Source organism: Pseudomonas sp. CM25, assembly GCF_013179705.1.
Lineage (GTDB): Bacteria > Pseudomonadota > Gammaproteobacteria > Pseudomonadales > Pseudomonadaceae > Aquipseudomonas.
Genome location: NZ_JABMCW010000031.1, coordinates 18,771 through 31,430 on the forward strand (window position 1 = coordinate 18,771; position 12,660 = coordinate 31,430).

At 64.1% G+C, this 12,660-nt stretch carries 9 protein-coding genes and 2 pseudogenes; 8 read left to right on the forward strand and 3 right to left on the reverse strand.

Going from position 1 to position 12,660, the window contains the following annotated elements; translation table 11 throughout:
• Nucleotides 1–126: 126 nt before the first annotated feature.
• The 5 genes and pseudogenes from HP546_RS05795 to HP546_RS05815 all read left to right on the forward strand — a co-directional run bounded on the left by HP546_RS05795 (nt 127) and on the right by HP546_RS05815 (nt 5,857).
• The gene (locus HP546_RS05795; protein WP_012272262.1) at nt 127–435 is read left to right on the forward strand and encodes a DUF485 domain-containing protein; all 309 of its coding nucleotides are present in this window, start codon (nt 127–129) and stop codon (nt 433–435) included.
• A pseudogene (locus tag HP546_RS05800) lies at nt 426–1,994 on the forward strand (cation acetate symporter); the annotation flags it as partial. The gene HP546_RS05795 and the pseudogene HP546_RS05800, both read left to right, overlap by 10 nt.
• Before the next feature lie 39 nt (nt 1,995–2,033).
• The gene (locus tag HP546_RS05805) at nt 2,034–3,266 is read left to right on the forward strand and encodes an OprD family porin (RefSeq protein WP_172220985.1); all 1,233 of its coding nucleotides are present in this window, start codon (nt 2,034–2,036) and stop codon (nt 3,264–3,266) included.
• A 37-nt stretch (nt 3,267–3,303) separates the two neighbouring features.
• On the forward strand, nt 3,304–5,358 hold the full coding sequence (gene paaZ / locus HP546_RS05810; protein WP_172220988.1) for a phenylacetic acid degradation bifunctional protein PaaZ: 2,055 nt from the start codon (nt 3,304–3,306) through the stop codon (nt 5,356–5,358).
• Between the two features lie 199 nt (nt 5,359–5,557).
• Entirely contained in the window at nt 5,558–5,857 is a 300-nt protein-coding gene (locus HP546_RS05815; RefSeq protein ID WP_172220991.1) for a hypothetical protein, read from the forward strand.
• A gap of 32 nt (nt 5,858–5,889) precedes the next feature.
• On the opposite strand, the gene HP546_RS05820 is transcribed toward HP546_RS05815, so the two are convergent.
• A complete protein-coding gene (locus HP546_RS05820; protein ID WP_172220994.1) occupies nt 5,890–7,512 on the reverse strand; it encodes a hybrid sensor histidine kinase/response regulator in 1,623 nt (540 codons plus the stop codon).
• 101 nt (nt 7,513–7,613) lie between these two features.
• On the opposite strand from HP546_RS05820, the gene HP546_RS05825 reads away from it, so the two are divergent.
• Together HP546_RS05825 and HP546_RS05830 are read left to right on the forward strand one after the other, a co-directional pair.
• Nucleotides 7,614–8,228 carry a response regulator transcription factor gene (locus HP546_RS05825; protein WP_172220997.1) on the forward strand — a complete coding sequence of 205 codons (615 nt, stop codon included), beginning with the start codon at nt 7,614–7,616 and terminating at the stop codon, nt 8,226–8,228.
• A gap of 151 nt (nt 8,229–8,379) precedes the next feature.
• On the forward strand, nt 8,380–8,550 hold the full coding sequence (locus HP546_RS05830) for a hypothetical protein (protein WP_172220914.1): 171 nt from the start codon (nt 8,380–8,382) through the stop codon (nt 8,548–8,550).
• 25 nt (nt 8,551–8,575) lie between these two features.
• Here the strand turns inward: HP546_RS05830 and HP546_RS05835 are convergent, their stop codons facing one another.
• Both HP546_RS05835 and HP546_RS05840 read right to left on the reverse strand, forming a co-directional pair.
• Entirely contained in the window at nt 8,576–8,845 is a 270-nt protein-coding gene (locus tag HP546_RS05835; protein WP_172221000.1) for a DUF6555 family protein, read from the reverse strand.
• 142 nt (nt 8,846–8,987) lie between these two features.
• Nucleotides 8,988–9,143: pseudogene (locus HP546_RS05840) on the reverse strand (general stress protein); the annotation flags it as partial.
• Between the two features lie 315 nt (nt 9,144–9,458).
• On the opposite strand from HP546_RS05840, the gene HP546_RS05845 reads away from it, so the two are divergent.
• Nucleotides 9,459–12,660 (forward strand): CheR family methyltransferase (locus tag HP546_RS05845; RefSeq protein ID WP_172221006.1); only part of this gene is annotated, 3,202 nt, incomplete at its 3' end.

Sequence of the window (12,660 nt, forward strand, 5' to 3'; positions counted from 1 at the left end):
GGCGCTGCCCCTTGGCCTTGTGCAATCCCTGTGGGAGCGGGTTCACCCGCGAAGCGGCCATCACCACCAACCCAGTACCCGCGTGACCTCACCAAAAACAATTACAACACCCAGAGATCGCAACCCATGACACCCGAACGCATAGAAAGCATCGCCAACCACCCCGACTTCCAGCACCTGGTGCGGCGCAAGCGTCGCCTCAACGGCAGCCTGACCCTGGCGATGCTGGTGATCTACTACGGCTTCGTCCTGCTGGTGGCGTTCTCGCCCAGCACCCTTGGGCAGTCGCTTAGCGGCGGCGTGACCACCGTCGGCATGCTGGTGGGCGTACTGATGGTGCTGCTGTCCTTTGCCCTGACCGGTATCTACGTGCACCGCGCCAACAACGTGCTCGACCCGCTCAACGACAAGGTCAAGCAGGAGTGCGCGCAATGAACTGGACTGCCATCTCGATGTTCATGGTGTTCGTCTGCTTTACCCTGCTGGTCACCCGCTGGGCCGCCCTGCGTACCCGCTCGGCCAGCGACTTCTACACCGCCGGCGGCGGCCTGACCGGCATGCAGAACGGCCTGGCGATTGCGGGCGACATGATCAGCGCCGCCTCATTCCTGGGCATCTCGGCGATGATGTTCATGAACGGCTATGACGGCCTGCTCTATGCCCTGGGCGTGCTCGCCGGCTGGCCGATCATCCTGTTCCTGATCGCCGAACGCCTGCGCAACCTGGGCAAGTACACCTTCGCCGATGTGGTCAGCTATCGCCTGGCGCAGACCCCGGTGCGCCTGACCTCGGCCTTTGGCACCCTGGTGGTAGCCTTGATGTACCTGGTGGCGCAGATGGTCGGTGCCGGCAAGCTGATCGAGCTGCTGTTCGGCATCAGCTACCTGTATGCGGTGATGCTGGTCGGCGTGCTGATGGTCGCCTACGTCACCTTCGGCGGCATGCTGGCCACCACCTGGGTGCAGATCATCAAGGCAGTGATGCTGCTCTCGGGGACCACGTTCATGGCCTTCATGGTGCTCAGGCACTTCGGCTTCAGCACCGAGGCCATGTTCGCCAGCGCCGTCGCCGTGCACGCCAAGGGCCAGGCGATCATGGCCCCGGGCGGCTTGTTGTCGAACCCGATAGATGCCATTTCGCTGGGCCTGGGCATGATGTTCGGTACCGCCGGCCTGCCGCATATCCTGATGCGCTTCTTCACCGTCAGCGACGCCAAGGAAGCACGCAAGAGCGTGTTCTACGCCACCGGTTTCATCGGTTACTTCTACTTGCTGCTGATCGTGGTCGGCTTTGGCGCCATCGTCATGGTCGGCACCGAGCCGTCCTACCGTGACGCCAGCGGCGCGATCATCGGCGGCGGCAACATGGTCGCCGTGCACCTGGCCCAGGCCGTGGGTGGCAACCTGTTCCTTGGCTTCATCTCCGCCGTGGCCTTCGCCACCATCCTGGCCGTTGTCGCCGGCCTGGCGCTGTCCGGCGCATCGGCGGTTTCCCACGACCTGTATGCCTGCGTCATGCGCAAAGGCAAAGCCACCGAGCAAGAGGAAATGCGCGTGTCGCGCATCGCCACGCTGGTGATCGGCCTGCTGGCAGTGATCCTCGGCCTGATGTTCGAGTCGCAGAACATCGCCTTCCTCTCCGGGCTGGTACTGGCGGTGGCCGCTTCGGTCAACTTCCCGGTGCTGTTGCTCTCGATGTTCTGGAAAGGCCTGACCACCCGTGGTGCGGTATGCGGCAGCATGGCCGGCCTGGTTTCGGCAGTGGTGCTGGTGGTACTGGGCCCGGCGGTATGGGTCAACGTCCTGCACCACGAACAGGCGCTGTTCCCTTACAGCAACCCGGCACTGTTCTCCATGAGCCTGGCGTTCCTCGGTGCCTGGGTATTCTCGGTCACCGACAGCTCCGAACGTGCCGCTGAAGAGCGTGGCCGCTACCTGGCCCAGTTCATCCGCTCCATGACCGGTATTGGCGCCGCCGGCGCCAGCAAGCACTGACCTCAGGGAAGAACGACCATGTCGGGTAAAACAACAACAATGAACCGCACGCATGTCATGACAGCCGCCTGGCTGGCCACCCTCGCCCTGCCCTTGCCGGCGCTGGCGGACCTTATCGGCGACAGCCATGCACGCCTGGAGCTGCGCAACCACTACATCAACCGCGACTTCCGCCAGAGCAACGCCGCGCAGGCCAAGGCCGAGGAATGGGGCCAAGGCTTCACCGCCAGGCTGGAGTCGGGCTTCACCGATGGCCCGGTCGGTTTTGGCGTCGACGCCATGGGCCAGCTGGGCATCAAGCTGGACTCCAGCCGTGACCGGCGCAACACCGGCCTGCTGCCGTATGGCCCGAACAGCCAGGAACCGGTCGACGACTACAGTGAGCTGGGCCTGACCGGCAAGGTGCGCGTGTCCAAGAGCACCCTGCGCCTGGGTACCTTGCAGCCAATCCTGCCCGTGGTGGTGTACAACGACACCCGTCTGCTGGCGTCCACTTTCCAGGGCGGCGTGCTCACCAGCCAGGACCTCGAAGGGCTTACCTTCAACGCTGGCCGCCTGACCAAGGCCAACCTGCGCGATTCCTCGGGCCGCGACGACATCGGCTACGGCGCCGCCAGCAGCGACCACCTGGACTTTGGCGGCGGCAGCTATGCCATCACCCCGCTGACCAGTGTCAGCTACTACTACGCCAAGCTCGAGGACATCTACCGCCAGCAGTTTGTCGGCCTGATCGATACCCGCCCACTGGCCGAAGGTGTGAGCTTGCGCAGCGACCTGCGCTACTTCGACAGCCGCAATGACGGCGCCGAGCGCGCCGGCAATATCGACAACCGCAACTTCAACGCCATGTTCACCCTCGGCGTGCGGGCGCATAAATTCACCGCCGCCTGGCAGCAGATGTCGGGTGACAGCGCCTTCCCGTTCGTCAATGGCGGCGACCCGTTCACCGTCAACCTGGTCACCTACAACACCTTCACCCGCACCGGGCTGGACTCGTGGCAGCTGCGCTACGACTACGACTTCGTCGCCATGGGTATCCCGGGCCTGAGCTTCATGACCCGTTACACCGACGGCCGCCACGCCGAAACCGCGACCATCAGCAACGGCCGCGAGCGCGAACGCGATACCGACCTCACCTACGTGATCCAGAGCGGCCCGCTCAAGGACGTCAGCCTGCGCTGGCGCAACGTCACCTTCCGTTCCGGCAATGGCCTGACCAACGCCGTCGACGAAAACCGCCTGATCATCGGCTACACCCTGGCGCTGTGGTAACAGCGCCCCCCTACTTCTGAACAGCATGGAGAACAGCATGTCTGCCGCCCCTACTCTGCAAAGCTTCATCGCCGGCCGTTGGCTTGGCCAGCACGGCGCCCAGGCCCTGCGCAGCGCCCTCGACGGCCACGTGCTGGCCTACAGCCATGAAGAGCGCCCGGACTTCGCCGAAGCCGTGGCCTTCGCCCGTGCCCGCGGGCTTGCCACGCTGATGGCCATGGATTTCCAGCAACGCGCCCAGCGCCTGAAAGCGTTGGCCCTTTACCTGGCCGAGCACAAGGAGCAGCTCTACGCGTTGTCCCACCACAGCGGCGCCACCCGTGCCGACAGCTGGATCGACATCGAGGGCGGCAATGCCACACTGTTTGCCTATGCGGGCATCGGCAGCCGTGAACTGCCATCGGGCAACCTGGTGCACGAAGGCCCGGCGATCCCGTTGGGTAAGCAGGGCCATTTCGCTGGCAGCCATATCCTGGTGCCGCGCGCTGGCGTGGCAGTGCACATCAACGCGTTCAACTTCCCGATCTGGGGCATGCTGGAGAAGTTCGCCCCGACCTTCCTGGCCGGCATGCCGTGCATCGTCAAGCCGGCGACCTCCACCAGCTACCTGACCGAAGCCGTGGTGCGCCTGATGAACGCATCCGGGCTGCTGCCAGAAGGCAGCCTGCAACTGGTGATTGGTAGCACCGGCGACCTGCTCGAGCGCCTTCAAGGCCAGGATGTGGTGACCTTTACCGGCTCGGCCGATACGGCCGCCAAATTGCGCGTCACGCCGAACCTGATTCGCAATTCGGTGCCGTTCACGGCCGAGGCCGATTCGCTGAACTGCGCCATCCTCGGCCCGGACGTCACCCCGGACACTGAGGAGTTCGAGCTGTACATCAAGGAGGTGGTGCGGGAAATGACCACCAAGGCCGGGCAGAAATGCACCGCCATCCGCCGCGTCATCGTGCCGGCCAGGCATATCGATGCGGTTGCTACGCGCCTGCGCGAGCGCCTGAGCAAGGTGGTGGTCGGTGACCCGTCGCTGGAAGGCGTGCGTATGGGCGCCCTGGCCTCCCACGACCAGCAGCATGATGTGGCCGAGCGGGTGCGCAGCCTGCTGCAGAGTTGCGACCAGCTGTTCGGCGCCAGCGATGGCTTTGCCCCGCGTGGCGAAGGCGTGGCCGAGGGTGCGTTCTTTGCCCCGACCTTGCTGCACGCCCGCGACCCGCATGCCGAAGGCGGTGCCCACGATATCGAGGCGTTCGGCCCGGTCAGCACGCTGATGGCCTACCACGACCTCGATGAAGCCCTGGCGCTCGCCGCTCGCGGCAAGGGCAGCCTGGTAGCGACGCTGGTAACGGCCGACCGCAGCGTAGCCGCCAAGGCCATTCCGGTGGCAGCTGCCTGGCACGGCCGCCTGCTGGTTCTCGACAGCGAGGCCGCCAAGGAATCCACCGGTCATGGCTCGCCGCTGCCACAGCTCAAGCACGGTGGCCCCGGCCGCGCCGGTGGCGGTGAAGAGCTGGGTGGCCTGCGCGCGGTCAAGCACTACCTGCAACGCGCTGCCGTGCAGGGTTCGCCGAACATGCTCACGGCGGTAACCGGTGAATATGTGCGCGGTGGCGAAGTGATCGAAACCGAAGTGCATCCGTTCCGCCGGTATTTCGAGCAGCTGCGCATCGGTGAATCGCTGCTCACCCACCGCCGTACCGTGACCGAAGCCGACCTGGTCAACTTCGGCTGCCTGTCGGGGGACCACTTCTACATGCACTTCGACGAGATCGCGGCCAAGCAGTCGCAGTTCGGCAAGCGCATTGCCCACGGCTACTTCGTGCTGTCGGCGGCGGCCGGGCTGTTCGTTTCGCCAGGTGCCGGGCCGGTACTGGCCAACTATGGCCTGGATACCCTGCGCTTCATCAACCCGGTAGGTATTGGCGATACCATCCAGGCGCGGCTGACCTGCAAGCGCAAGATCGACCAGGGCAAGACCAGCCCGCTGGGCCAGCCGCAGGGCGTGGTGGCATGGGATGTGGAGGTGACCAACCAGCTGGGTGAGCTGGTGGCCAGCTACGACATCCTGACGCTGGTGCTGAAGCAGCCACAATGATGGGGTGAGGCTACCGGCCTCTTCGCTGGCGCGCCCGCTCCCACAGGGATATGCGATCCCCTGTGGGAGCGGGTTCACCCGCGAAGAGGCGGCACAGGCTACATAAAGGCCAAGGGCCACCTCGTACATCCGCCCTAATCGCCTCATCACCCCCTCGGCGTTATAGTCCAGTGAGAACAACGCCAAGGAAGTCCCCATCATGCACCCCATCAAGCTCGTCCTCAGTGCCGCCCTGCTGGTCGGCGTCGCCGGCTGCCAGACCATCAACCCCTCCGAAGATACCCTCAAGCAGCGCACCGAATTCGCCCTCAACACCAAGGTATCCAAAGTCGCCGATGTGCGCAGCGACAGCACCATCACCTACTACACCGCCACCACCGCCAAAGGCCAGTACGAGTGCCAGATGCCCAGCGGTGGCATCGTCGCCGTGGCCGGCATGGGCCTTTACCAGCCTACCCCTTCGTGCATGAAGGAAGGCCAGGCATTGATGCTCCAGTAACCCACGCAAAACCTTTGCGCCCTGTCGCCGGTCTAGCCGACCGGCGCCGCAGGCAGCTCGCGCAACGCGCGCAGGGCGGCACGCAGTTCGGCTGGACGCACCGGTTTGGAAAGCACGGCGATATCACGCTCATGCACCTCTGCCTGAATCTTCTCCGGGTCGTGCCCGGTCATTATCAACGCTGGCACCGCCCATCCACGCTGGGCCCTGAGGCGGTCGATGCAATCGATGCCGGTGGCGTCCTGGCCCAGGTCATAATCCGCGACAATCACCTCGCAATCGCTGCTCAGGCCGCTTGGCGAGCTGTGCGCTTCTACCTCGCAGCCCCATTTCTGCAGCAGTGCCGAGGTAGCCCGCAGCACGTTGCGGTCGTCCTCGACCAGGCACACCCGCAAGCCGCCGAGCAGGCCGGGCGCTGCCGGCGAGCGTTGCGCCGAAGGCTGGTCCGGTTGTGCCTGCAGGCGTGGCAAACCCTGCAGAGTTACCGCCGTGCCGCGCCCCGGCCGCGAGCGCAAGCGGACTTCCAGCCCCATCAGGTGCCCCAGTCGGCGGACGATCGACAAGCCCAGTCCGACGCCTTCGACATCCTTGTCACGGCCCTGCCGTACCCGGTAGAACTCCTCGAACACCAGCCCCTGATGCGCCTCGGCAATGCCTCGCCCCTGGTCGCAGACGACAATGGCCAGGTCCCGGCCGCAGCGTCGTACCGCGATCAACAACGGGCGCTGCGCGGCGTATTTGAAACTGTTGGATATGACGTTCTGGACCATGGTCGCCAGCATGCCGCGGTCGGCACGGGTCCAGTAGCTGCAGGGCCGCAAACGAATGTCCACGCCTGCCCAGCGCGCGGCCTCGCTGTTGTTGCGCAGCAGTTCAGCCAGGAAATCACCCAAGGCAAAGGTTTCGTAACGGGGCTGCACCCGCCCGTTGTCCAGCGTGTACAGGTCAAGAATCGAGCGAAACAGCTGCGATACGTTGAGCAGCGAACGGTCGATGCTGTCCACCAGCCGCCGCTCATCCTCGCCCAGCGGCGCCTCGCGCAGGCAGGCGGTGAACAGGCCGATGGAGTGGATAGGCTGGCGCAGGTCATGGCTGGCCTGAGCCAGAAAGCGGGACTTTTCCTGATTCGCCGCTATCGCCTGTTCCGAGGCCTTGCGCGTGCGCTCCAGCAGCAGGTGCGCATACACCGGAATGACCGTGCTGGTGGTCAGCAGCATCAGCACCATGAACGGGTTGGCCTGCCAGTAAGGCGTAAGCTGATAGACCACCAGCAAGGCCGCCAGCGCCAGCACGGTGGCAATTGCCAGGTAGCGCGAGCCGAAGCGCATGCCGTTGCCCAGGTTCACCCACACCATGACCGCATAAATCGGCAGCGCCGCTTCGCCGCCTATCACCAGGCCAAAACAGGTGCCAGTGTAGTCATGCAGCATGCCCAGCACCCGGCGCCAGGGGTAATGGCCGGGCCAGCGGGCGATGGCCTGGCGAAGGCCGACCGACACCAGCAGGAACGAGACGATGTAGTAGATCACCGGCAGGTATCGCGCATGCGACTCGCCTGGCATGAAACCCAGCAGACCCATGTATGCCAGGGCGCAGCAGGCGACGATGAGGCGCAGGTTGGCTTGATCGAGCTCGTTGTTCTTGTCCAGGTCCATGGGCATTGTCCTTGTGCACATTTCGCGAGGCGGCACAGTCCGTGTAAGGCTGCTAAATTAGCATGGCCCGGTTCGCTGGTGGCTACAGGGAGTTGCCAGACGTGAAATGCCGCATCATTGTCGCCGATGACCATCCGCTGTTCAGGGACGCCATGGCCCGCACCGTCCGGCGGGTGGTGCCCGGTGCCTGCGTGGAAGAAGCCGGGGACCTTGCCGAAGTCTTCGCGCTGAGTGCCACTGGCGAGATACCCGACACCCTGGTGCTGGACCTGCGCTTTCCCGGCCTTACCGATATCCAGTGCCTTTCCCAGGTACGCCGGCAACTGCCACGTACCACGCTTATCGTGGTTTCAGCGGTCGATGACCCTGCGCTGATCGAGCAGGTGATGGCCACAGGTGTCGACGGTTTCATTGGCAAGGACAGCATGCCGGAAGACATTGGCGCAGCCATCCTGGCGATCCGCGAGGGCGAAGTATTGGTCAGGTACACCCCCTCGGGCTTGTTCCCTGGCGTCAGCCCCGACGGCGCGGTGGAGCAGCTTACTCAGCGCCAACATGAGGTACTGCGGCTGATTGCCCAAGGCAGGACCAACAAGGAAATTGCCAAGGCCCTGAACATCTCGCCCTTCACCGTGCGCATCCATGTGTCCTGCCTGCTCAAGGCATTGAAGGTCACCTCGCGTACGGCCGCGGCGGTTAAATACAGCGGGAGCTGAACCGTTGGTCAGGCTCCAGCGCACCTGCAAGGACTTCTACCGACCCGCCGACCCTCTCAGTAACTGAGGGGTGGCCAAAAAATTCGCCTCTCACGCCTGCAGTGGCCCGCCGGCCAGGCGGGCTTTATTTACCCGAAAGGAGGCCCGGAACATGAATCACAAGCTATCGATGGGAGGCGGGAACGTGGAGGATGACTGGCCAGAGCTGGAGCCGGACCGGCGCAACGACCAGGTCCCCGACCCTGACGCCGACCCTGATTTGACGGATGACGAGCAGAATCGGCCCGGCGTACCGGCGAGCGACCCGGAGTCGGGTGCCTGACTCGCCGATTGCCTGCACAGCAGAATCAGGCAGTGGTGGCGGGGTCTTCCAGCGACTGGCCGGGCTTGCTGCCCGATACCCGCCAACTCACTTCAGTCACCCCATAGCGCTCGGCCATGGGCCTGCTCACCTTGCGAATCTTTTCGCGCCCGAATTTCGGGATGATGCCAATCCCCGCGTCGCAGCTTGCCCAATGCCAGGCCTCGGCATTGTCCAGATGTTCCAGGCGGATGATGAAACTGCGCGGCTTGCCATGCAGTTGGTAGTCGATGATGTACAACTGGGGATTAGGCATCGCTGGGCCCTCCTCTTTTCCATGGATGACTTTCAGATTGAGTCGGGTGGGGCCGGAAAGATTCAAAATTTGTGAAATCCTGGGCGTGAATGGTTACCCGGCAGCTCACCACCGGGCAACCGCTGCAGTCACGCCGGGGGTTTTAGGGATTACGGCTACCGCCGTGGCTGTTCTGGCCACCTTTGCGGCCCGCTTCCGAGGCGCGTTGGCGGTCATTGGCGAAGTTGCCGCCGGATACCTGGCCGCCTTTCTGCCCCGCGCGGGAGGCCTTTTCACGGTCATTGGCAAAATTGCCCGGGTTGGTTTCCTTGGTGCCGCCACGTTGGCTGGTTTGATCCGGATCACGAGCCATGTCGTCTCTCCTTGAGGGATACGAGGTAACACGGTGTTATGCCGTGCTCTTGTTCCGAACACGCAAGGGCGCCAGGCGCTCAGTCGCAGTAGGCACTTGCGGACGAGTGGCGCCAAATGACTTCGCGGTCACCCATTGGCGGACTATCCGTTTGCGCACGCGCGAGTGCTCGCTGTTGCTTCGCAGGCCTGCCTATAATGGGGCTCACATGCCCGGCGATGCGTCGATGGGCCGTCTGTCAGGTCTGCACAAGGCACCGCCATGAAGTCGTCTGCTAACCAGCCCGCTGCCCCGCAGGACCCCAACCTGAGCCCAAGCCACCTGGACTTTCCGGTCGTTGGCATCGGTGCCTCGGCCGGGGGCCTTGAGGCCATCTGCACAATGTTCCGGCAGATGCCTGCCGATTCGGGCATGGCGTTCGTCATCGTGCTGCACCTGTCACCGGATCATCAGAGCGTCGCCGACCGTATCATCCAGGAAACCACTGCCATGCCGGTGCGCCAGGTGACCGAGCCGGTGCCGATCGAGCGCAACCATGTCTACGTCATTTCGCCGGCCAACAGGTTGTCGACCAATGACGGCTATTTGCGCGTGACGCCTGCCAACCGGCGCCGGGGTGACCATGTCGCCATCGACCTGTTTTTCCGCGACCTGGCCGACGTGCACAAGGACCATGCGTTTTGCGTGGTCTTGTCCGGCACCGGTGCCGATGGCGCAGTCGGGCTGTCGCGCATCAAGGAGCAAGGCGGGGTCACCCTGGTGCAAACGCCAGACGACGCCCAGTACGACAGCATGCCGCGGGCCGCGATCGAGACCGGGATGGTCGACGTCATCCTGCCCGCCGCCGAGATACCGCAGAAACTGCTGGAGTTGTGGCGCAACGCCCGCAAAGTCAGGTTGCCGCGAATCGATGACGATACCCTGCCGCCTCCGCTGGGTACCCGGGTCGGCGACCCGCAGGCCTTCGAGCCCCTGCTCGAAGAAATCCTCCTGCAGTTGCGCAGCACCACCGGGCATGACTTCCAGCACTACAAACGTGCCACCGTGCTGCGCCGCATAGAACGGCGCCTGCATGTGACGGGGCAAGCCGACCTTGGGGCGTACCTGCGCTACCTGGAGGAGCACAGCGAGGAGTCTGCGGCGCTGTTGGCAGATATGCTGATTGGCGTTACCAACTTTTTCCGCGACCGTGAAGCGTTCGAGGCGCTGGAACGGCATGTGCTGCCGCAGCTGGTCAGCGAACCCGAACCCGCCGAGGGTTCAGGCGAAATCCGCATCTGGTCCGCCGGTTGCTCGACCGGCGAAGAAGCCTACAGCCTGGCGATACTCGCCAGCGAGCAGCTGGCGCTGGAACAGCGCGCCAGCAAGGTCCAGGTGTTTGCCACCGACCTGGACGAGCGGGCGATCGGCATCGCCCGGGGCGGCTGCTACTCTGAGGCGATCGTCACCGATGTACCGCCTTCGCGGTTGCGCCAGTTTTTCGCGAAGGAGGACCAGCATTACCGGGTGCGCAAGGAAGTTCGCGAAAAAGTCCTGTTTGCCCGGCACAACCTGTTGTCCGACCCACCGTTTTCGCAGATCAGCCTGATCGTCTGCCGCAACCTGCTGATCTACCTCGACCGCGAAATCCAGCAGGACATCCTGCGCATGTTCCACTTCGCCCTGCGCCCCGGCGGCTATCTGTTCCTCGGCTCGTCCGAATCCGCCGACCTGGCCAGTGAGCTGTTCGCCGTGGTCGACAAGCGCAACCGCATTTACCGGGCACGTGACGTCAGTAACGCCGCGCGGCGCTCGGGCCGGCAGTTGCCGGGCCCGGACCTTGCCAATGTGCTGCAACCTGCGCGGGGTAAAAGCAAGCCCGGGCGCAAACCTGCCTATGCCGAACTGCACCACCGGGCGCTTGCGCGGCGGACCCCGCCCAGCCTGATCATCGATGGCGAAGGTACCATCCTGCATCTGAGCGAAGGCGTGGGGCGATTCATGCAACTGGGCAGTGGCGAACTCAGCCGCAACCTGCTGAACCTGGTGTTGCCGAGCTTGCGCCTGGCCTTGCGCAGCACCCTGTTCCAGGCTCGCCAGGGCACCGAAGCCGTGACCTCGCGGCCGGTAGACCTGGGCGAAGGCGCAGCACGGCTACAGGTGGAAATCACCGTCCAGCCGCACAAGGACGAGGCCAGCGCTGGCGAGTACCTGCTGGTGGTTTTCGAAGAACGCGCGCCCGACCCGTCACTGCCCCTTCCCGGCGCCATTCGCCAGACCGACAGCATGGTGTTGCACAACCTGGAGCGGGAGTTGCAGCGCACCCGGCTGCAGCTGCACGAAACCATTGAGCAATCGGAGATTTCCAGCGAAGAGCTGACCGCCTCCAACGAAGAGATGCAGGCGATCAACGAAGAACTGCGCTCGGCCAGTGAAGAGCTGGAGACCAGCAAGGAAGAACTGCAGTCCATCAACGAGGAGCTGCTGACGGTCAACTACGAGCTCAAGAACAAGGTCGAGGAAACCGACAAGGTCAACGACTACCTCAGCAACCTGATCGCCAGCACCGACATCGCCACGGTGTTCGTCGACCGCAACCTGCACATCCGCTGGTTCACCCCGCGCGCCACCGACCTGTTCAACATGCTGCCGGTCGACACCGGTCGTTCGCTGCTCGACATCACCCATCGCCTGGACTACCCGGCACTGGCCGACGACGCCCGTGCCGTGGTCCAGGGCGAAAGCATCATCGAACGTGAAATCGTCGGCCGGGACCAGCATTGGTACCTGGCGCGCCTGCTGCCCTACCGCTCCAGTGAACAGAAGATCGACGGCACGGTGCTCACTTTCATCGACATCAGCAAGAGCCGGGCAGCCGAAGAGCGCGTGCGCCTGGGCGAAGAGCGCATGCGTGTGGTTGCCGAGAGCACTCACGACTTTGCCATCATCCTGCTCGACGAGCAGGGCCTGGTGACCGACTGGAACACCGGTGCCACGTTGATCTTCGGCTACGCCAAGGCCGATGTGCTCGGCCAGCACTACCAGTTGATCTTCACAGAGGAAGATCGCCAGCACGGCGTACCCGAGCGGGAGCTGCAGGCAGCACGTGCCAACGACCGTAGCCAGGACGAGCGCTGGCATGTGCGCAAAGATGGCAGCCGCTTCTACTCCAGCGGCGAAATCTCCCGGCTCAAGGGCAGCAGCTTGCGCGGCTTCGTGAAAATCGCCCGCGACCTCACCGGGCACAAACGCTTGCACGACGAACAGACCAAGCAGCTGGCCGAATCGCAGAGCAACAGCCACATGAAGGACGAGTTCTTCGCCATCATGTCCCACGAACTCAAGCATCCGCTCAACCTGATCCAGCTCAACGCGGAGATCCTCCGGCGCCTGCCTTCGATTGCCCATATAGCGGCCGCGAACAAGGCCGTGAGCACCATCCGCGACGCGGTCACCAGCCAGGCGCGAATCATCGATGACTTGC